Source organism: Streptomyces panacea, assembly GCF_040560175.1.
In the GTDB taxonomy this organism is placed as follows: domain Bacteria; phylum Actinomycetota; class Actinomycetes; order Streptomycetales; family Streptomycetaceae; genus Streptomyces; species Streptomyces panacea.
Window position 1 is genome coordinate 1 of record NZ_JARJHW010000054.1, and the last position, 20964, is coordinate 20964.

At 71.4% G+C, this 20964-nt stretch carries 14 protein-coding genes and 1 pseudogene; 10 read left to right on the forward strand and 5 right to left on the reverse strand.

Features of this window, described 5'->3' with window-relative positions:
- From P3L51_RS15545 to P3L51_RS15565, 5 genes and pseudogenes are all read left to right on the forward strand, one after another.
- Positions 1–247 (forward strand): annotated as a pseudogene (locus tag P3L51_RS15545) (hypothetical protein); the annotation flags it as partial.
- Complete coding sequence (locus P3L51_RS15550) at positions 244–1254, forward strand: 2-hydroxyacid dehydrogenase (protein ID WP_354605799.1); 1011 nt, start codon at positions 244–246, stop codon at positions 1252–1254. The pseudogene P3L51_RS15545 and the gene P3L51_RS15550, both read left to right, overlap by 4 nt.
- A gap of 39 nt (positions 1255–1293) precedes the next feature.
- The gene (locus tag P3L51_RS15555; RefSeq protein WP_354605800.1) at positions 1294–2700 is read left to right on the forward strand and encodes an FGGY family carbohydrate kinase; all 1407 of its coding nucleotides are present in this window, start codon (positions 1294–1296) and stop codon (positions 2698–2700) included.
- A gap of 237 nt (positions 2701–2937) precedes the next feature.
- Positions 2938–4032 carry a glycerophosphodiester phosphodiesterase family protein gene (locus P3L51_RS15560; RefSeq protein ID WP_354605801.1) on the forward strand — a complete coding sequence of 365 codons (1095 nt, stop codon included), beginning with the start codon at positions 2938–2940 and terminating at the stop codon, positions 4030–4032.
- 85 nt (positions 4033–4117) lie between these two features.
- Complete coding sequence (locus tag P3L51_RS15565) at positions 4118–4762, forward strand: superoxide dismutase (RefSeq protein WP_354605802.1); 645 nt, start codon at positions 4118–4120, stop codon at positions 4760–4762.
- A 179-nt stretch (positions 4763–4941) separates the two neighbouring features.
- Here P3L51_RS15565 and P3L51_RS15570 read toward each other — a convergent pair whose 3' ends face one another.
- On the reverse strand, positions 4942–5580 hold the full coding sequence (locus tag P3L51_RS15570; protein ID WP_354605803.1) for a mycothiol-dependent nitroreductase Rv2466c family protein: 639 nt from the start codon (positions 5578–5580) through the stop codon (positions 4942–4944).
- 162 nt (positions 5581–5742) lie between these two features.
- Between P3L51_RS15570 and pepN (P3L51_RS15575) the strand changes: the two genes are divergently transcribed.
- The 4 genes from pepN (P3L51_RS15575) (at position 5743) to P3L51_RS15590 (ending at position 14462) form a co-directional block, all read left to right on the forward strand.
- Positions 5743–8358: an aminopeptidase N gene (gene pepN / locus P3L51_RS15575; protein WP_354605804.1), complete on the forward strand. Its 2616-nt coding sequence runs from the start codon at positions 5743–5745 to the stop codon at positions 8356–8358.
- Between the two features lie 219 nt (positions 8359–8577).
- A complete protein-coding gene (locus P3L51_RS15580) occupies positions 8578–9714 on the forward strand; it encodes a hypothetical protein (protein ID WP_354605805.1) in 1137 nt (378 codons plus the stop codon).
- A 219-nt stretch (positions 9715–9933) separates the two neighbouring features.
- Positions 9934–13239 carry a S8 family serine peptidase gene (locus tag P3L51_RS15585; RefSeq protein ID WP_354605806.1) on the forward strand — a complete coding sequence of 1102 codons (3306 nt, stop codon included), beginning with the start codon at positions 9934–9936 and terminating at the stop codon, positions 13237–13239.
- 194 nt (positions 13240–13433) lie between these two features.
- The gene (locus P3L51_RS15590; protein WP_354605807.1) at positions 13434–14462 is read left to right on the forward strand and encodes an aspartate-semialdehyde dehydrogenase; all 1029 of its coding nucleotides are present in this window, start codon (positions 13434–13436) and stop codon (positions 14460–14462) included.
- A gap of 52 nt (positions 14463–14514) precedes the next feature.
- Here the strand turns inward: P3L51_RS15590 and P3L51_RS15595 are convergent, their stop codons facing one another.
- A complete protein-coding gene (locus tag P3L51_RS15595; protein ID WP_354605808.1) occupies positions 14515–15012 on the reverse strand; it encodes a DUF1203 domain-containing protein in 498 nt (165 codons plus the stop codon).
- A gap of 184 nt (positions 15013–15196) precedes the next feature.
- Here P3L51_RS15595 and pepN (P3L51_RS15600) point away from each other — a divergent pair, with 184 nt between their 5' ends.
- Positions 15197–17767 carry an aminopeptidase N gene (gene pepN, locus P3L51_RS15600; protein ID WP_354605809.1) on the forward strand — a complete coding sequence of 857 codons (2571 nt, stop codon included), beginning with the start codon at positions 15197–15199 and terminating at the stop codon, positions 17765–17767.
- A gap of 405 nt (positions 17768–18172) precedes the next feature.
- On the opposite strand, the gene P3L51_RS15605 is transcribed toward pepN (P3L51_RS15600), so the two are convergent.
- From P3L51_RS15605 to P3L51_RS15615, 3 genes are read right to left on the reverse strand one after another with little or no spacing between them, the layout of a single operon-like run.
- Entirely contained in the window at positions 18173–18409 is a 237-nt protein-coding gene (locus P3L51_RS15605) for a hypothetical protein (protein WP_354605810.1), read from the reverse strand.
- Between the two features lie 58 nt (positions 18410–18467).
- A complete protein-coding gene (gene malQ / locus P3L51_RS15610; protein WP_354605811.1) occupies positions 18468–20636 on the reverse strand; it encodes a 4-alpha-glucanotransferase in 2169 nt (722 codons plus the stop codon).
- A complete protein-coding gene (locus tag P3L51_RS15615) occupies positions 20637–20894 on the reverse strand; it encodes a hypothetical protein (RefSeq protein ID WP_354605812.1) in 258 nt (85 codons plus the stop codon).
- Positions 20895–20964: the final 70 nt, after the last annotated feature.

Here is a 20964-nt window from a genome sequence, read left to right on the forward strand (position 1 = left end):
AGAGACAGGGACGGGGGACACCGGGCCGGGCGGGGCGGCGGACGGCGCCGTACGGGCTACGGTCAGCGCCCATGAGCCGCTCCTGGAGTCCGGAATCGCCACGCTCACGCTCGACGGCGTCGCGGAACCACTCGTCGTGGAGACCGGCCCGGAGGTCCGCCTGGACCGGGACGACACCGTGCGCGTCACCGCCGACCCGCAGCACACGCACGTGTTCGACGCCGAGACAGGAGATGCCCTGACGTGAAGATCCTCGCCGCGGGTGACCACTTCGTCCTCAACTCCCTGATCACCGAGGCTTTGCGGCACGATGTCGCCGCCCCGGCCGAGATCACCGAACTCACCCTCCCCTGGCCGCTCACGCCCTTCGGCAAGGTCGCCGAGGTCGACGAGGCCAACGACTCCGAGGACGCGCTGATCGAGGCGCTGGACGGAGTCGACGTCTGTGTGACCCAGATGGGTCCCTTCACCGAACGGGTGCTGGCCGCCTCCCCCGCGCTGCGGATGATCGCCGTATGCCGGGGCGGCCCGGTCAACGTCAACGTCGAGGCGGCTCGGGCGCGCGGCGTCAAGGTCTGCTTCGCGCCGGGGCGCAACGCGGCGGCCACGGCCGAGTTCACGGTCGGGATGATGCTGGCGGCGCTGCGGCGGATCCCCGAGGCGCACAACTCCCTCGCCCTGGACGGGAAGTGGGACGCCACGCACTACACGTACGAGCGCTGCGGCCCGGAGCTGGAGGACACGCCTGTCGGGCTGATCGGTTACGGCGCGGTCGGCAGCCGGGTCGCCCGTGTGCTGACCGCGTTCGGCGCCGAGGTGGAGGTGTACGACCCGTACGTACGCGGCGACGTGCACGGCATGCGGTCCCCGTCGCTGGAGGCGCTGCTGTCCCGGTCGAGCGTCGTCACCCTGCACGCACGGCTCACCCCGGAGACGAAGGGCCTGATCGGCGCGCGCGAACTCGCCCTGCTGCCAAGGGGATCGACCCTGGTGAACGTGGCGCGCGGCGGGCTGCTCGACACGGACGCGCTGTGCGACGCGCTCGACAGCGGGCAGCTCGCGACGGCCGCGCTCGACACGTACGAGCAGGAGCCGCTGCCGCTCGGCTCGCGGCTGCTCGGCACCCCGAATCTGGTGCTGACCCCGCATCTGGGCGGGGCGAGCAAGGCCGTGGCGCGCAAGGCGGCGCGGATCGCGTCGGCGGAGGTGGCGCGCTACGCCAAGGGCGAGCCGCTGGCGCACTGCCTGACGTGACAGCCACGCCCACCGAGACCCGGACCTGAGGAGAGCGTGATGTACGTCGGTATCGATGTCGGCACGTCCACGGTGAAGGCCGCGGCCTTCGACGCGGCCGGCCACGCCCTGGCCGTCGAGTCCCGCCCGGTGCGCCTCGACATCCACGGCGGCCATGTCGAGCAGGACATGGAGGAGTTGTACGGCGCGGTCGCCGACGCCCTGGGCACGCTCACCGCCGCCCTGCCCGAGCCGGTCGAACTGGCCGGGCTCACCGGCCAGGGCGACGGGGTCTGGCTGGTCGACGCCGAGGGGCGTCCCGTGCGGCCCGCGATCTCCTGGATGGACGGCAGGGCCCACGAGTTCGTGGACGCGTGGCTGGCGTCCGGCGTCTTCGAGTCGGTGTTCCGCCACAGCGGCAGCGCGATGTTCCCCGGCTGCCCGGGTCCCGTGCTGGCCTGGCTCGACCGTCACGAGCCGGCGGCGCTGGACGCGGCGACGACGGCGCTGTACTGCAAGGACATGGTCTTCCAGCGGCTGACCGGAGTGCGGGCGACGGACGTCTCGGACGCGTCGATGCCCTTCCTGGACCCGAGGACGCGGGCGTACTCCGACGACGTGCTCGGGGAGTTGGGGCTCTCGCACCGGGCGCGGCTGCTGGCCCCGGTCAGCGACCCGGTCGCGATCGGTGAGCTGCCCTCGGGCGTACGGATCGCCAACGGGCCGTACGACCTGCCGGCCAGCGCGCTGGGCGCGGGGGTCACCGAGCCGGGCGACGGGCTGCTCATCATCGGCACCTGCCTGGCCTCGCTCGTCGCGACGGACACGCTCGACCTGGACGGCGAGCCGGGCGGGCTGCACATCTCGACGGACCGGCCGGGGCACTGGCTGCGCGCCATGCCCGCGATGGTCGGGACCGCCGCGCTCGACTGGGTACTGACGACGACCGGCACGGACCACGCGGAGGTGGACGCGCTGCTCGACGCGGTGGAACCGGGCGCGGGCGGGGTCCGGGTGCTCCCCTACTTCGCCCCGTCCGGCGAGCGCGCGCCGTTCGTCGACCCGGCGCTGCGGGCCGAACTGACCGGTGTCTCCCTGGAGTCGACGGCCGCCGATCTGATCCGCGCCACCTGTGAGGGCATCGCCTACGCCGCCCGGCACTGCCTGGAGGCGGCGGGCCTGACGGGCACCCTGGCGGTGTGCGGCGGCGGCACGCGGAGCCCCGCGTGGACGCGGCTGTTCGCGGATGTGCTGGGCCGGCCGCTGCGCATCGTGGAGGGCGAGGTGGGCGCGCGTGGCGCGGTGCTCGCGTCGGCCGCGCGCCACGGGGTCCCGCTGGACGTGGCGGCGTGGACGACCCCGACGGCGGTGGTGGACCCGGATCCGGAGCGGGCGGCGTACTACGCGAAGGGGTACGAGGACCATCTGGCGCGGCTGGGCGCGGCGCGGGGGCGGGGCGGTTCGTAGGAGGCCGCCGCCCTGCGTGCGCGGGAGGGGCCGGCACCGTACGCCGGACGCGGTCCGGCGCCGTGGGTGACGTTCTCCGGCGGCCCGTGGTGAACCCGCGATGGCCACCCGGCGCACAGCCGGTGAATCAACCGCGCATCGCGCCAACTCGCCCCGCCCACCTGCCTATCGTGCTGCCGCCGAACCCTGGATCACGCCAACTGTCCGCCGTTCACGAGCCTCACGAGGGAGACCCGTATGTCCGCAGAGCCCAGACGCCGCTCGATACTGCTCGCGGCCGGGGCCGCCACCGCGGCGACCGCCGTCACCGCGCTGCCCGCCACGGCGGCGGCCACCACTCGGTCGCCGGGGCGCCCCGGCGGCTCCGGCCGCCCCGTGGTGATCGGCCACCGGGGCGCCGCCGGCTGGCGGCCCGAGCACACCGCGGCCGCGTACACCTACGCCGTGCAGACCGGCGCCGACTGGATCGAGCCCGATCTCGTCCCCACCAAGGACCATGTCCTGGTCGTGCGGCACGAGAACGAGATCTCCGGGACGACGGACGTCTCCAAGCACCCGGAGTTCGCCGACCGGCGTACGACGAAGACCGTCGACGGGCGGGCGGTGACCGGCTGGTTCACCGAGGACTTCACGCTGGCCGAGCTGAAGACCCTGCGGGCCGTCGAGCGCCTGCCGCTGATCCGTAACCGCAACACCGTCTTCGACGGCCGTGAGCCGGTGATGACCTTCGAGGAGGTCGTGAAGCTGGCCCGCGAGCTGTCCCGGCGGTACCGCCGCCGGATCGCCGTCTTCCCGGAGACCAAGCACCCCACCTACTTCCGCTCCATCGGGCTGCCCTTGGAGCCGGCGCTGGCGCGGATCGTGCGGCGCTACCGGCTGGACGCCGACGAATGCGTGGTGCAGTCGTTCGAGCCCAGCAGCCTCGCGGCGTTCGCCGAGGAGCGGCTGCGGCTGCCGCTCTGGCAGGCGCTGGGCACGACGGGCGCGCCGTACGACCACGTCGCGGCGGGTGACCCCACGACGTACAAGGACATGATGACGCCGGAGGGGCTGCGGAAGATCGCGCGGTACGCGGACTGGATCGGGCCCGACAAGTCGTCCGTCGTGGAGCCGTTCACTCTGCTGGCGGACGCGCACCGGGCGGGTCTGAAGGTGGGCGCGTACACCTTCCGCGCGGAGAACCAGTACCTGCCCGCGCAGTTCCGGCGCGGTACGAATCCCAACGAGTTCGGTGACGCCTTCGCCGAGTACGCGCTGCACTTCGGCCGTGGGGTGGACGCCGTGGTGACGGACTACCCGGACATCGCGGCGATGGCGCGGGACGCGTCCTAGGACCGACGCCTGATCAACACCGGGCCCTCTTGCTGTTAACGTGCAGTTGCATAAGATGCGCAATAAGCAGCAGGAGGGCTCGGCCATGGCCATCTACACACTCCCCGAACTTCCGTACGACTACGCGGCGCTCGAACCGGTCATCAATCCGCAGATCGTCGAGCTCCACCACGACAAGCACCACGCCGCGTACGTGAAGGGTGCGAACGACACCCTGGAGCAGCTGGACGAGGCGCGCGACAAGGAGTCCTGGGGCGCGATCAACGGCCTTCAGAAGAGCCTTGCCTTTCATCTCTCCGGCCACATCCTGCACTCGATCTACTGGCACAACATGACGGGCGACCACGGCGGCGGCGAGCCGCTGGCGGCCGACGGCCTCGGTGACCTGGCCGACGCGATCACCGAGTCGTTCGGCTCGTATCCGGGCTTCAAGGCCCAGCTGACGAAGGCGGCGGCGACGACGCAGGGCTCCGGCTGGGGCGTACTGGCGTACGAGCCGGTCAGCGGCAGGCTGATCGTGGAACAGGTCTACGACCACCAGGGCAATGTCGGACAGGGATCCGTGCCGGTCCTGGTCTTCGACGCCTGGGAGCACGCCTTCTACCTCCAGTACAAGAATCAGAAGGTGGACTTCATCGAGGCGATGTGGCGCGTCGTCAACTGGCAGGACGTGGCGCAGCGTTACGCGGCGGCGAAGGAGCGGGACGACATCCTGCTCCTGGCCCCCTGACGCGGCACCGCCGCCCCCGAAGTCGTCCTGCTCGTGATCGTCTTCTCAGCCTTCACCTGCGGACGGAATGACGAAGGACCCTCGCGAGGACATGACTCGCGGGGGTCCTTCCACATAGGCTCGGTCACCGGCGGGCGCCGCGACGAGCTCACCGCGCGGCCCGTGACACGGACCGCCGGTCAGTCGAAGATCGGCCCCTGCGTACGGGTGCGCTTGATCTCGTAGAAGCCGGGAATCGAGGCGACCATCAGCGTGCCGTCCCACAGCTTGGCGGCCTCCTCGCCCTTGGGCGCGGGGGTGACGACCGGGCCGAAGAAGGCGATCTGCTCGCCGTCCGAGCCGGGCACCGCGATCACCGGGGTGCCGACCTCCTGGCCGACCTTGTCGATGCCCTCGTTGTGGGAGGCGCGCAGCTCGGTGTCGTACGTGTCCTTGTCCGCGTACTCGATGAGGTCCGCGGGCAGGCCGACGTCCGCCAGCGCCGCGGAGATGGTTTCGAGGCTGTTGCCCTCGCCGGCGTTGTGGAAGCGGGTACCCAGGGCGGTGTAGAGCTTGCCGACGACCTCGTCGCCGTGCAGCTGCTGGGCGGCGATCACGACGCGGACCGGGGCCCACGCGGCCTTCAGGCCCTCCCGGTACTGCTCGGGAAGTTCGTCGATCTTCGGCTCGTTCAGCACGGCCAGGCTCATGACGTGCCAGCTGACCTCGACGTTCCTGACCTTCTCCACCTCCAGCATCCAGCGGGAGGTCATCCAGGCCCACGGACAGATCGGGTCGAACCAGAAGTCGACCGGCGTCTTGGTCTTCGTCTCACTCATGGGCGTGTCTCTCCTCGTAAAAGAACGGGTTCGGTCAGGCGATGGGCAACGTATCGGGCAACGCCACGGGTCGCCGCGGTCATTCCCGGAACACTCCCGGTGGGTGGCCCGTGGGAGAATTCGAACCGTTGTAGGCAAAAACACGTACACGAAGGAGTGCCCGTGCCCGGTGAGAATCTGTCCCGCGACGAGGCCCGCGAGCGGGCCGAGCTGCTGTCCGTCGACGGGTACGAGGTCGCCCTCGACCTGCGTTCGGCCGTCGGTGAGACGCCGGACAACTCGCCGGGGAGCGGCGCGGCGCGCACCTTCCGCTCCGTGACGACGATCCGCTTCCGGTCGGCGCGGCCGGGCGTCGCCACCTTCGCCGATCTGGTGGCGCCGAGCGTGACGTCGGTGACGCTGAACGGGCGCCCGCTGGACCCGTCCGTGGTGTTCGACGGCTCGCGGATCGCCCTGTTCGGGCTGGCCGAGGAGAATGTGCTGGTCGTGGACGCTCAGTGCGCGTACAGCCGCACGGGCGAGGGCATGCACCGCTTCGTCGACCCGGAGGACGGCGAGGTCTACCTCTACACGCAGTACGAACCGGCCGACGCGCGCCGGGTCTTCGCCAACTTCGAACAGCCCGATCTGAAGGCGCCGTTCAGCTTCGAGGTGACCGCGCCGGAGGGCTGGACGGTCTGGAGCAACGGTGCGGCGACCGGGTCCGGCGCCGATACCGGTGTGTGGACATTCGCGGAGACCAAGCCGATCTCGACGTACATCACGGCCGTCGTGGCCGGGCCGTACCACCACGTCACCGACGTGTACCGGCGCGCGCTGCCCGACGGCTCCACCCTGGAGATCCCGCTCGGCGCGCTCTGCCGCAAGGGTCTCGCCCGGCACTTCGACGCCGACGACATCTTCCTGGTGACCAAGCAGGGCCTGGACTTCTTCCACGACAACTTCGACTACCCGTACCCCTTCGGGAAGTACGACCAGGCGTTCGTGCCGGAGTACAACATCGGCGCGATGGAGAATCCCGGCTGTGTGACCTTCCGCGAGGACTACGTCTTCCGGGGCCGGGTCACCCAGGCGTCGTACGAGCGCCGCGCGAACGTCATCCTGCACGAGATGGCGCACATGTGGTTCGGCGACCTCGTGACGATGCTGTGGTGGGACGACCTGTGGCTCAAGGAGTCGTTCGCCGACTTCATGGGCGCGCTGTCGCTGGCGGAGGCGACGCGCTTCACCAACGCGTGGGTGACCTTCGCCAACAGCCGCAAGTCATGGGCGTACCGCGCCGATCAGCTGCCGTCCACACATCCGATCACGGCCGACATCCGTGACCTGGAGGACGCCAAGCTCAACTTCGACGGCATCACCTACGCCAAGGGCGCGGCGGTGCTGAAGCAGCTCGTCGCGTACGTGGGGCGCGAGGCGTTCCTGGAAGGCGCGCGGCGCTACTTCAAGCGCCACGCGTACGGGAACACCCGCCTCGGCGACCTGTTGTCGGTGCTGGAGGAGACGTCGGGGCGCGACCTGACGTCGTGGTCGCGCTCCTGGCTGGAGACAGCGGGCGTCAACTCCCTTACCCCGGCGGTCACTTACGACGCCACCGGCCATGTGACGGAGCTGGCCGTGCTCCAGGAGGCCGCCGATTCGCACCCTGAACTGCGCCCGCACCGGGTGGCCGTGGGTCTGTACCGGCGCCAGAGCGTGGAGGCCGAGCTGGTCAGGTACGCGCGCGCCGAGGTCGACGTCGACGGGCCGCGTACGGTCGTCACGGAGCTGGCCGGGGCCGAGCGGCCCGACCTGATCCTGGTCAACGACGACGATCTGACGTACTGCAAGATCCGTTTCGACGAGGGCTCGCTGGAGACGCTGCGCGAGCATCTCGGCGAGCTGACCGACCCGTTGGCGCGGGCGCTGTGCTGGTCGGCGCTGTGGAATCTGACGCGCGACGGGCTGATGCCGGCCCGGGACTTCATCGCCCTGGTGCTGCGCTTCGCCGGGCGCGAGTCGGACATCGGTGTGCTCCAGATGCTGCACGCGTGGGCGCAGGGTGCGCTGATCCACTACGCGGCGCCCGCGTGGCGCGAGGAAGGCGCGAAGGCACTGGCGGAGGGCGCGCTGGGCGAGCTGCGGCTGGCCGAGCCGGGCAGTCAGCACCAGCTGACCTGGGCGCGGTTCTTCGCGTCGACCGCCACCTCGGACGCCGATTTCCAGCTGCTGCGGGGCCTGTTGGACAACACGGCGAAGATCGACGGTCTCGATGTCGACCAGGAGCTGCGCTGGAGCCTGCTGCGTCCGCTGGCCTCGCACGGCCTGGCCGACGAGTCCGTGATCGCGGCGGAACTGGCGCGCGACGACACGGCGTCGGGCAAGCGCCATCAGGTCCGCTGTCTGGCCGGGCGCCCCTCGGAGGAGGTCAAGGCGACCGCGTGGTCGGACGTCGTCGACTCCGACGCCCTGTCGAACGCGCTGGTGGAGGCGACGATCGCGGGCTTCGCGCAGCCGGGGCAGCGGGCGTTGACCGCGCCGTACGCGGAGAAGTACTTCGAGGTGATCGAAGGGGTGTGGGCCGAGCGCTCGATCCAGATCGGCATGGATGTGGTGCGGGGTCTGTACCCGAGCCTCCAGGACCGCCCGGAGACCGTACGCGACACGGACGCCTGGCTCACCGCGCACCCGGACGCGCCACCGGCCCTGCGCCGTCTGGTACTTGAGGCGCGGGACGACCTGGTGCGGGCGCTGGCCGCCCAGGCGTGCGACGCGGCGGCGGCGCGGGCGTCCGTCTGAGCGGGCGCGGGGTCGGGGAGCGCGCGGTCGGGAGGCGCGGGGTCGGGAGCGGGGCGTGTTCGAAAGCGCCCCGCCCGATCGGCGAGCGCCTCGCTGATCCGAAAGCGCCCCGCCTGATCGGCGATCGAACGTCCGTACTTTAGGGCGAGCTTGTCCAGATTTGTCGACGGGCTCGTAACAGCGGTTAGGAGATGGCCGGTTCGCGGGGAAGCCACGGACATGAACAATTCCTCCACCTCCTGCGGCGGCGAAACCCCCTCTCCGCTCTCGCCCCGCCCGCTCAGCCACCTCGACGGTGCGCGGCGGCGCGTCCTGTCCGCCGCGCAACTGCGTGAGCACGGTGTCGGCGCCGCCCGCGTCGCCGCGCGCTGCGCGCCCGAGGGGCCCTGGCAGCAGTTGCTGCCCGGGGTGTTCCTGCTCCACCGGTCGACGCCCACCAGCGAAGAGCGCCTGCGCGGGGCCCTGTTGTACGCGGAGCGCCGCCCGGCCGGCGGCGCGGCGGGCGGGGACGTCCCGGCCCAGCCCGCCCGCGCGTCCGCCGAGCGGCCGGTCGGCGGATCGGCCGGGACCGGCACCGGCACCGGCACCGGCACCCCCGGCGACACCGCCATGATCACCGGCCTCGCCGCCCTCACCCTGCACGGCCTCTCGTCGGCCCCCGCGCTGACCGCCCTGACCCACATCGACGTCCTCGTCCCCCGCACCCGCCGACTGCGCTCCACGGGCTACGTCCGAATCGTGCGCGCGCACGCGCTGCCCGGCGCCGAGCGGGTCACCGGGCTCCCCGTCGCGCCCGTCGCGCGCGCCCTGGCCGACGCGGTCGCCCGGCTCACCGACCCGGCGGCCGTACGCCTGCTGCTCACCGAGGCCGTACGGGACGCGCACTGCGAACCGGCGGCGGTCGTACGGGAGTTGAGCCAGGCCCGGCTGCTGTCCCGGCCGCATGTGGTGGACGCCGTCGACTCGCTGCTCGCCGCCGGCCGGGCGCTCGCCGAGGACCGGCTCTACGAGATGGTGCGCACGTGCGGGCTCCCCGAGCCGGTCTGGAACGTCGACCTGCGCCTGCCGGGCGGCCCGTACCTCGGCGGCCTCGACGCGTACTGGCCCGACCACGCGGTCGCCGTGGAACTGGACACCCGCGCGCCGCGCCACGGCAGGACACCGCAGGACGACGTCGCCTGGTCGGAGTGCGCCCGCAAGCGCGAGCGGTTGGAGCGGCTCGGCATCACGGTCGTCCATCTGACGCCCAGGAAACTGCGGGACTCACTGGAGTTGCAGGCGACGGTGGTCCGTACGGCCCTGCTCGCGGCGGCCGACCGGGAGCCCCCGGCGCGGGTGGCCGTGCTGCCGCGATGAGGTCGGGCCGTACGGCCGCGGTGCCGCCGACGGCGACGGCCGGGCGGCAAGAAGCCCGGATATCGGGCGGTTGATCCTCGATGGCGGAGGGCGCCCGATGGCGGATGTACGCCACCGCCACTTCCCTGCACCGACAGCTCTCCACAAACCCTGGTCATTTACGCAAAGCTGAGCGGTCATCCGGTACCGAATTCCGGACTGTCTCTTTCACAAGCAGGGATGCTGATGACCTCCGAATCCGAGAGCTCCATATCCGGTCCGAGACGCGTGGCTCGGGTCGCCGCCGCCACGGGCCTGGCCGCCGCGCTGATAGCCACCGGCGCGCTGCCTGTCTTCGCCGCTCCGGCTGCCGACGACCCGGCCGCCTCCGCACCTGTGAAACCCGCCAAGTCCGCCACCGAGAAGCTCGGTTCGGACGACGTCGACCTGCTCGACAAGGCCGTCGCCGAGGGCGAGAAGAACGTCACCGTCATGGTGGCCACGGCCCCGGGCCAGACCGAGCAGGTCTCCGACCAGTTCGACGCCGTGTCCGGCGCGGTGGTCGGCAAGACGTACGACAAGCTCGGTTACGTACGGGCCACCCTGCCCACGGGCAAGGCCGAGGCCGCGCTCAAGGCGGCCGGGAAGCTCTCCTCGGTCCACGGCATCGACCTCAAGCACGAGGTCGAGCTGGACGACCCGACGCCCGCCGCCGACACGGTGAAGGGCGCGGCGAAGGCCAAGGGTGCCGTGGCCGCGACGGCGCCCGGCGCGAACACCCCGGCGAAGAACCCGTACAACCCGTCCTTCGAGACCGGTGCGGTGGACTTCGTCAAGCAGAACCCGAAGGCCGACGGCCGCGGGGTCACCATCGGCATCCTCGACTCGGGCATCGACCTGGGTCACCCGTCGCTGCAGAAGACCAGCACCGGCGAGCGCAAGATCGTCGACTGGGTCACGGCGACGGACCCGGTCAACGACGGTGACGGCACCTGGCGTCCGATGCAGTTCGACGTCAAGGGCCCGTCGTTCACGGTCAACAACCGGACGTACTCGGCCCCGGCCGGGAACTACAAGTTCAACCTGTTCGCCGAATCCGCCACGCGCGGCGGCGACATGGCCGGGGACCTGAACCGGGACGGCGACACCACCGACGTGTGGGCGATGCTGTACGACACGGGAACCCGGACCGTGCGCATCGACCTCAACAACGACGCCAAGTTCGGCAACGACACGATCATGAAGCCGTACCGCAACGGCTTCCAGGTCGGCTACTTCGGCGAGGACAACCCGAAGACGGAGATCGTCGAGCGCATCCCGTTCGTCGTCGAGGTCCGCGAGGACGTCGTCAACAACGCGGGCGTCAAGTCCGACTACGTCAACATCGGTGTCATCGAGGGCTCGCACGGCACGCACGTCGCCGGTATCACCGCGGCCAACAGCCTGTTCGGCGGCAAGATGAACGGCGCGGCGCCCGGCGCCAAGCTGGTCTCCTCGCGCGCCTGCACCTGGAGCGGCGGCTGCACCAACATCGCCCTCACCGAGGGCATGGCCGACCTCGTCATCGAGCGCGGCGTGGACATCGTCAACATGTCCATCGGCGGACTGCCCGGTCTGAACGACGGCAACAACGCGCGGGCCGAGCTCTACAACCGGCTCATCGACACCTACGGCGTCCAGCTGGTGATCTCCGCGGGCAACGACGGCCCCGGTACCAACACCATCAGCGACCCCGCCGTCGCGGACAAGGTCATCTCGGTCGGCGCCTCCATCTCCAAGGAGACCTGGGCGGCGAACTACGGCTCGGTCGTCACGACCGACTACGACATGATGCCGTTCTCCGCCCGCGGTCCGCGTGAGGACGGTGGCTTCGCGCCGATCATCTCGGCCCCCGGCGCCGCCATCAACACCACGCAGACCTGGTCCCCCGGCGGCCCCGTCGCCGAGGCCGGTTACACGCTGCCGCCCGGCTACTCGATGCTCCAGGGCACCTCGATGGCCTCGCCGCAGGCGACCGGCGCGAGCGCGCTGCTGCTCTCGGCGGCCAAGCAGGAGGGGATCGAACTGACCCCCGCGAAGCTGCGCACCGCTCTCACCTCCACCGCCACCAAGATCGTCGGCAAGAAGGCGCACGAGCAGGGCGCGGGCCTCATCGACGTCGTCGGCGCGTGGGACGCGATCCAGGACGGCGCCAAGGCCAACGAGTACAGCGTCAAGGCCCCGGTCGACACCTCGATCGACTTCGCGCTCAAGACCCCGGGCTTCGGCACCGGTCTCTACGACCGCGAAGGCGGCCTCCAGGCCGGCAAGAGCCGGACGTACGACGTCACCATCACCCGCACCACCGGTCCCAAGGGCCTGGTGGCGCACCAGCTCAACTGGAAGTACAACGACGGCACCTTCAAGCTGCTGAGCGGCAAGAACGTCAAGCTGCCGAAGAACAAGCCGGTCACCGTCACCGTGCAGGCCAAGGCCGACCAGGCCGGCGCGCACAGCGCCATCCTCGAACTGGACGACCGTTCCAGCACGGGCGTGGACAAGCAGATCCTCACCACGGTGGTCGTCTCCAAGAAGCTGGCGAAGCCCTCGTTCGCGTACTCGTCGCTGGGCTCGGTCGACCGCAACGGCACGGAGTCGTACTTCATCACCGTCCCCGAGGGCGCCAAGACCCTTGAGGTCGCGCTCGGCGGACTCGCGGCGGGCAGCCAGACCCGCTTCATCAGCCTGCACCCGCAGGGTGTGCAGATGGAGGACAGCTCGACGATCTTCTGCTACCCGAACTACGTGAACCCGGCCAACACCTGCCGTCCGGACCTGCGTTCGTACGTGGATCCGACGCCGGGCGTCTGGGAGATCGAGGTCGAGTCGCGTCGTACGTCGCCGCTGCTGAACAACCCGTACAAGCTGGACGTCACCGTGCTCGGTGCCTCGTTCGACCCGGCGGTCACCACGCTCCCCGAGGCCAAGATCGGTACGCCGACCCCGGTCGAGTGGACCGTCACCAACGGGTTCGCCGCCATCGACGGCAAGCTCGCGGGCGGCTCGCTCGGCTCGGCGAAGGTCGACCGGCCTTCGATCGGCCAGGGCGAGGAGAAGGAGACGACCGTCACCCTCGGTGCGGGCGTCGAGCGGCTCGACGTGGCCATCGGCGGCGTCTCCGACCAGTCGGCGGACCTGGACCTCGCGGTCTTCAGGGACGGCGTGCTCGTCGGCCAGGCGGCCGACGGCGACTCCGAGGAGGCCGTGAGCCTGATCGCGCCGGCAGCCGGTGAGTACACCTTCGTGGTGGCCGGCTACTCGGTCCCGGCCGGGACCACCGAGTACAACTACCGCGACGTCTTCTACTCGGCGTCGCTCGGCAAGGTCACGGTCGGCGACACCCCGGTGAAGCTCGCCAACGGCGCGTCGGCGGAGGTCTCCGCCGAGGTGACGGTGGGCGGCGCGGCTCCGGAGGGCCGGCAGTTCTTCGGCGAGGTCCAGCTGCTGAACGCGCGCGGTACGGCCGCGGGCACCGGCAGTGTCGTGATCGAGAAGGTCCTGCCGTAACGGTTACGCCGTAACGGTGCATACGTAGGAGGAGGGGCGGGCGTCCGGACGGGCGCCCGCCCCTTACGTACGTCGCCTGCCCTGTGACCCACGACGCACCGTCCCGACCGGCGGAATGGATTGGACAAGGCGGGCACGGGGAGACGCATCATGGACGCGGCACCCGGGCCGCATGTACGTACGGAGGAGTCCCTGTGAAGGTCGGAATCGTCGGAGCCACCGGTCAGGTCGGCACAGTCATGCGCACCATCCTGGCCGAGCGGAACTTCCCGGCCGACGAGCTGCGGCTGTTCGCCTCCGCCCGCTCCGCGGGATCGATCATCGAGTGGCGGGGCGAGCGGATCACCGTCGAGGACGCGTCCACCGCCGACTACACCGGCCTGGACATCGTGCTCTTCTCCGCGGGCGGCGCCACCTCCAGGGCGCTCGCCGAGAAGGTGGCGTCCCAGGGGCCCGTCGTGATCGACAACTCGTCCGCCTGGCGCGGCCACCCCGAGGTCCCGCTGGTGGTCTCCGAGGTCAACCCGCACGCGGTCGCCAACCGGCCCAAGGGCATCATCGCCAACCCGAACTGCACCACGATGGCCGCGATGCCCGTGCTGCGCCCGCTGCACGACGAGGCCGGTCTCACCGCGCTCGTCGCCACCACCTACCAGGCCGTGTCCGGCTCCGGGCTCGCGGGCGTCGCCGAACTGCACGACCAGGCCCGCAAGGTCGTCGAGAACGCCGACCGGCTGACCTTCGACGGCGACGCCGTGGAATTCCCCGAGCCCACCGTCTACAAGCGCCCGATCGCCTTCAACGTGCTGCCGCTCGCGGGTTCGATCGTGGACGACGGCTCCTTCGAGACGGACGAGGAGCAGAAGCTCCGTAACGAGTCCCGCAAGATCCTGGAGATCCCGGAGCTGAAGGTCTCCGGGACCTGTGTGCGGGTGCCGGTCTTCTCCGGGCACTCCCTCCAGGTCAATGTCCGCTTCGAGCGCCCGATCAGCGTGGAGCGGGCGTACGAGCTGCTGAAGGACGCCCCCGGGGTCGAGCTGTCCGAGATCCCGACGCCGCTCCAGGCCGCGGGCAAGGACGCCTCCTACGTAGGCCGCATCCGCGACGACGAGACGGTGGAGAACGGCCTGGCGCTGTTCGTCTCCAACGACAACCTGCGCAAGGGCGCCGCGCTGAACGCGGTCCAGATCGCGGAGCTGGTGGCGGCGGAGCCGCGCGCGTAGATCTTCCGGTCCCGAAGCGCCGGACGGGCTCGAAGCCCGTCCGGCGTTCGCGTCAGCGGCGTACCTCGAAGTGGAAGCAGCCGTACTCCACCGCCCGTACATGGACGAGCACCACCTCCGGGTCCGCGAAGGCCTCCGCGAACGCCTCGTCGAAGCCCTCCTCGGCCGCCTCGGGGATCTCCAGCAGCCGGCCGCCGACGATGCGCCCCTCGGAGTCGTAGCGGCGCACGGTGCGCAGCGCCCCGGACCTGGCGAAGGGGTAGCCGGTCGCGTCCGGGGCCGGCCCCTCGCACTCCTCGGCGTGGATGAAGACGGGGCCCTGCTCGTCGTACGCACCGGGTTTCGCCCACGTCTCGGCGGCCCAGCGGCGCAGCGGCGCGTATGTCACGAGCATGATCCGCTCGCCCGGGCGGCCGGCCCGCAGACAGCAGCGCAGCGTGGCGCCGCCCTCGGTGTCGGTGTACGGGGCGCGGGTGGCGCCCGCGTCGTCGGTGTCGCGGAGTTCCTTGAGGACGGCGGGCTCGACGGCCCGTGCGGTGTATCGCGTCATGTACCCGAGCATCACGCCCCCGGACCGCGCTGACCGGCGGTTTTCGGACGTCGCGGTACGGCTCCGGGAATGGCTTCGGGAATGCTCCGGGAACGGCCCCGGGCGGCGTGAATACTCGCGGGCGGCGGACCGGGTCCGCATGGAAGGATGGGCCCAAAACGTACCGATCCGAGGAGATGACCGGGTGCCTGGCACAAATCTGACCCGTGAAGAGGCGCAGCAGCGGGCGCGCCTCCTCACCGTTGACTCGTACGAGATCGACCTCGATCTCAGGGGCGCTCAGGAGGGCGGGACCTACCGGTCCGTCACGACCGTGCGCTTCGAGAGCACGGAAGCCGGGGCGGAGACGTTCATCGACCTGGTGGCGCCGGCCGTGCACCAGGTGGTACTGAACGGCAAGCCCCTGGACGTGGCCGCGGTCTTCCGGGACTCGCGCATCGCGCTGCACCATCTGCGGCAGGGCGCGAACGAGCTGACGGTGACCGCGGACTGCGAGTACACCAACACCGGCGAGGGGCTGCACCGGTTCGTCGACCCGGTCGACCAGCAGGCTTATCTGTACACGCAGTTCGAGGTTCCGGACGCGCGGCGCGTGTTCGCCTCGTTCGAGCAGCCGGACCTCAAGGCGACGTTCCGGTTCACCGTGACGGCCCCCGGGGGCTGGACCGTCGTCTCGAACTCCCCCACGCCGGAGCCCGAGGGAGACGTGTGGCGCTTCGAGCCGACGCCGCGGATCTCGACGTACATCACCGCGCTGATCGTCGGCCCGTACCACTCGGTGCACAGCACGTACGAGAAGGACGGCCGGTCGGTACCGCTCGGCGTCTACTGCCGGCCCTCGCTCGCCGAGTACCTGGACGCGGACGCGATCTTCGACGTCACGCGACTCGGCTTCGACTGGTTCGAGGAGAAGTTCGACTACGCGTACCCGTTCGCCAAGTACGACCAGCTGTTCGTGCCCGAGTTCAACGCGGGCGCGATGGAGAACGCGGGCGCCGTCACCATCCGCGACCAGTACGTCTTCCGCTCGAAGGTGACGGACGCGGCGTACGAGACGCGCGCCGAGACGATTCTGCACGAGCTGGCGCACATGTGGTTCGGCGACCTGGTCACCATGGAGTGGTGGAACGACCTGTGGCTGAACGAGTCGTTCGCGACGTACACCTCGATCGCGTGCCTCGCGCACGCGCCCGGCTCGCGGTGGCCGCAGTCGTGGACGACCTTCGCCAACTCCATGAAGACCTGGGCGTACCGGCAGGACCAGCTCCCGTCGACGCACCCGATCATGGCGGAGATCACCGACCTGGACGACGTGCTCGTCAACTTCGACGGGATCACGTACGCGAAGGGCGCCTCGGTCCTCAAGCAGCTCGTCGCGTATGTCGGTCAGGACGAGTTCTTCCGGGGCGTGCAGGCGTACTTCAAGGCGCACGCGTTCGGCAACACGCGCCTCCCCGATCTGCTGGGCGCGCTGGAGGAGACCTCCGGGCGTGATCTGAAGACCTGGTCGAAGGCGTGGCTGGAGACGGCCGGCATCAACGTCCTGCGCCCGGAGATCGAGCTGGACGAGGCGGGGCACGTGGTCTCCCTCGCCGTACGGCAGGAGGCGCCCGCGCTGCCCCCGGGCGCGAAGGGCACGCCGGTGCTGCGCCCGCACCGCATCGCGATCGGCTGCTACGACCTGGACGGGGACGGCAAGCTGGTCCGCACCAGCCGGATCGAGCTGGACGTCGACGGCGAGCTGACGCGCGTGGAGTTCCCGGCGAACACCCCGCGGCCCGCGGTCATCCTGCTCAACGACGACGACCTTTCGTACGCCAAGGTCCGCCTCGACGAGGAGTCGCTGCGGGTCGTCACCGCGCACCTCGGAGACTTCGCCGAGTCGCTGCCGCGCGCGCTGAGCTGGGCCTCTGCGTGGGACATGACGCGCGACGGCGAACTCGCCACGCGCGACTACCTGGCGCTGGTCCTGTCGGGCATCGCCAAGGAGACGGACATCGGCGTCGTGCAGTCGCTGCACCGCCAGGTGAAGCTCGCACTGGACCTGTACGCGGCGCCGGAGTGGCGGGAGGCGGGGCTCGCGCGGTGGACGGAGGCGACGCTGGCGCACCTGCGCACGGCGGAGCCGGGCAGCGACCATCAGCTGGCCTGGGCCCGCGCCTTCGCGGCGACCGCCCGTACGCCGCAGCAACTGGACCTGCTCCAGGGGCTGTTGGACGGTACGGAGTCGGTCGAGGGGCTGGCCGTGGACACCGAGCTGCGCTGGGCGTTCGTGCAGCGGCTGGCGGCGGTCGGCCTGCACGACGAGGAGGAGATCGCCGCGGAGTACGAGCGCGACCGTACGGCGGCGGGTGAGCGGCACGCGGCGGCGGCCCGCTCGGCGCGGCCGACCGAGGAGGCGAAGGCCGAGGCGTGGGCGTCGGTCGTGGAGTCCGACAAGCTCCCGAACGCGCTCCAGGAAGCGGTCATCGGCGGGTTCGTCCAGACGGACCAGCTGGAACTGCTGGCGCCGTACATGGACAAGTACTTCGCCGCGGTCAAGGGCGTGTGGGACTCGCGCAGCCACGAGATGGCGCAGCAGATCGCGCTGGGCCTGTACCCCGCACTCCAGGTCGGGCAGCCGACCCTGGACGCGACGGACGCGTGGCTGGCCTCGGCCTCCCCGAACGCGGCGCTGCGGCGTCTGATGTCGGAGTCCCGGGCGGGCGTCGACCGCGCGCTGCGGGCCCGCGCGGCGGACGCGGCGGCGGAGTAACGGCGCTCCTGGGTGACGTGGTCGGGGGGGGCGGCTCTTCGGGGCCGCCCCCCCCTTTCGCGTGCAGGTGTGTTCAGGCGGCCCGTGGCGGGCTCCCGAGGGGCCTCCCACCAGGGCGGAGACGTCCTGGTCGGCGTGGCCCACCGTGGCCGCGCGGCGGGGAGGGTCGTTCGACGGGGCCCGCCAGGGGTCGTCGATGTGCGCCCCGCGCTCAACCCGCTGCCGTGGTCGATGGCGCGGTCGCCGCCGGGGCGTTACGCCGCGCGGTTACACGGAGGATCCGCAGCTTCTTGATGTCGCACTCGGTCATGACCGTCACCCCGCCACGCCGAACGTTCGAGGCGGACAGAAAGGCGCCGCACGGCGCACCTGTGCCACGCGGCGCCTCCGAAGGGAGAGGGGCCGTCAGACCCGGTGCTGCTGCTTGGACTTGTCGAGGACCATCACCAGACCGGCGATCACCGCGAACAGCACCAGCGGCGCCGCCACGTACAGACCGAGGGTCTCCCCGACGGTCAGACCCGGTCCCGGGTCGTCGCCGTCGTCGCGAGTGACGGCGAGCACGGGAGACGACATAAGCAGCATCATCAGCGTCGTTCCGGCCATGACAGCGCCGGCGCGCAGGGCGTTCTTCTTGTCCACGGTGCCAACGTAGCGAACGCGTGGGGCGTGCGCGCGCCCGGGGGTCCCGTACAAGGTGTCAATTGATTACAGAGGGCCGCAATACGCCCATCAGGCCGTGCAGTCGGGGCGAGGCGGCCAGCTCCTCCAGCGTCATCGGCCGGCCCTCCGCGTCGGCGACCGGCAGCCGCCAGTTCGGATACTGGTCCCAGGTGCCCGGCAGATTCTGCGGCCTGCGGTCACCCACCGCGTCGGGCAGCCAGACACCGATCATGCGGGCCGGTGTGCGCAGCAGGAAGCGGTGGACCGCGCGGATCTGTTCCTCCTCGTCGCCCCCGTCGGCCGGCAGCAGACCGAGCCGGATGAGGGTGCCGAGCCAGTCGGCGACCTCGGCGGACTCCTCGCGCTGCTCCTCCTCCAGCGGGCGGCCGAGCAGCCCCAGCCGGTGCCGCAGCTCCACGTGCTCGCCGGTGAGGCGCGCGGCGGTGGACGGCAGGTCGTGGGTGGTGGCGGTGGCGACGCAGTCCTCGCGCCAGCTCTCGGGGGCCAACGGGCGGCCCGTGCCCTCCCAGTCGCGCTCGAACCAGAGCACGGAGGTGCCGAGCACCCCGCGGCGGTGCAATGCCTCCCGCACGCCGGGCTCGACCGTGCCGAGGTCCTCCCCTATGACGACGGCGCCCGCGCGGTGCGCCTCCAGGACGAGGACGGCGAGCATCGCCTCGGCGTCGTAGCGCACATACGTGCCCCGGGTGGGGTCCGCGCCCGCCGGGACCCACCAGAGCCGGAACAGGCCCATCACATGGTCGATCCGCAGGGCGCCCGCGTGGGTGAGCAGACCGCGGAGCAGTCCTCGGTACGGAGCGAAGCCGGAGGCGGCGAGGACGTCGGGGCGCCAGGGCGGCAGCCCCCAGTCCTGGCCGTGGGCGTTGAAGGCGTCCGGCGGGGCGCCCACGGACATGCCCTCGGCGAACGCGTTCCGCTGCGCCCAGGCGTCGGCGCCGTCGGGGTGCACACCGACCGCGAGGTCGTGGACGATGCCGACGGCCATGCCCGCGTCCCTGGCGGCGCGGCCCGCCGCCGCGAGCTGTTCGTCGGTGAGCCAGGCCAGCCAGCTGTGGAAGTCGACGCGGTCGATCAGTTCGTGCCGTGCCCGGCCGGTCTCGGCGGAGCGCGGGTCGCGCAGCCCCGTCGGCCAGTCGTGCCAGTTCGAGCCGTGCGCCTCGGCGAGGGCGCACCAGGTCGCGTGATCCTCAAGGGCCTGGCCCTGCTCGGCCAGGAAGTGGTGGTAGGCGGCGCGGCGGCCGGGGCCGAGCGGGACGTCGCGCACGATCTCCAGCGCCTCGCGCTTGAGCTGCCACACGGCGTCGCGGTCGATCAGCGCGCCCTTGTCGAGGACCGCGGCGCGCAGACCGGCGGCCCGCTCCAGCAGCCCGTCGAGCAGGGCGGTCCCCCGGCCGGTGACGTACGCGTACTCCGGGACGGCCTCGACCCGCAGATGGACGGGGTCGGGGAAGCGGCGCGAGGAGGGGCGGTACGGCGAGGGGTCGGTCGGGTCGCCGGGGACGGCGGCGTGCAACGGGTTGATCTGGACGAATCCGGCGCCCAGTTCACGGCCGGACCAGGTGGCGAGTTCGGCGAGGTCACCGAGGTCGCCCATGCCCCAGGAGCGGGTGGACAGCAGGGAGTAGAGCTGGACGAGGAAGCCGTGCGTACGCGGCGGCTGCGGCACCTCGCGCGGGGCGACGACGAGCACGGAGCCCGCCGTACGGCCGTCGGCGGCGACGGCGGCGAGCCGGTGCACCCCGAGCGGCAGATCGGGCCAGGAGCGGCCCTCGGGGGCGGCGGGCACGGTGCCCGGGGCGGGTCCGTCGGTCAGCGGTGCGTCGAGCGACGGCCACTCGACCGTGTCGCCCTGCTCGGTCTCCACCCGCAGGACGGTGCCCGGCGGCAGATCGGCCAGCGCGGGCGGGAGCGCGGGCGGCAGGACCTGCGCGGGGACGCCGGAGGCGAGCCCCGTCGAGTCCTCCGGAGTGGTCCACACGACGACGGTGGGCGGCAGCAGGCGGCTCGCGGCGGCGGACTCGGCGCGGGTCAGCGCGGACCGGACGGCCTCGTCCGAGGACGCGTCGACGCCCAGCGCGGCGAGCACCGCGACGACCGTCTCGTCGGGGACCGGGACGGCGACGTCGGGGCCGGGTGAGTGGACGGTGGCGACACCGTGCAGCGCCGCGAGCGTGGCCAGGCCCATTCAGACTCCTGAGAACTCCGTGCCACCGGCCGTACCGGGCGCGGTCGGCTCGCTGGTGAGGGGTGCGGCATCGGCGAGCGGGGGCTCGCTGGTGAGGGGTGCGGCATCGGCGAGGGGCGGTTCGCTGGTGAGCGGGCCCGGGATGTCGCTGGTCAGCGGTCCGGGCAGCGTGACGGCGAGAGGTTCTTCGCCGATCGGGTCACCAGGAACCGCCTGTTTGGAAAGGGCGGAGAGAAGCAGCTGTGCGGATGCGGCCATGGCGGCGCCTCCAAGGACGGGTCGGACAACGGGACACAGCAGCCCTACCCAGTCGGCACGGCCGCAGACG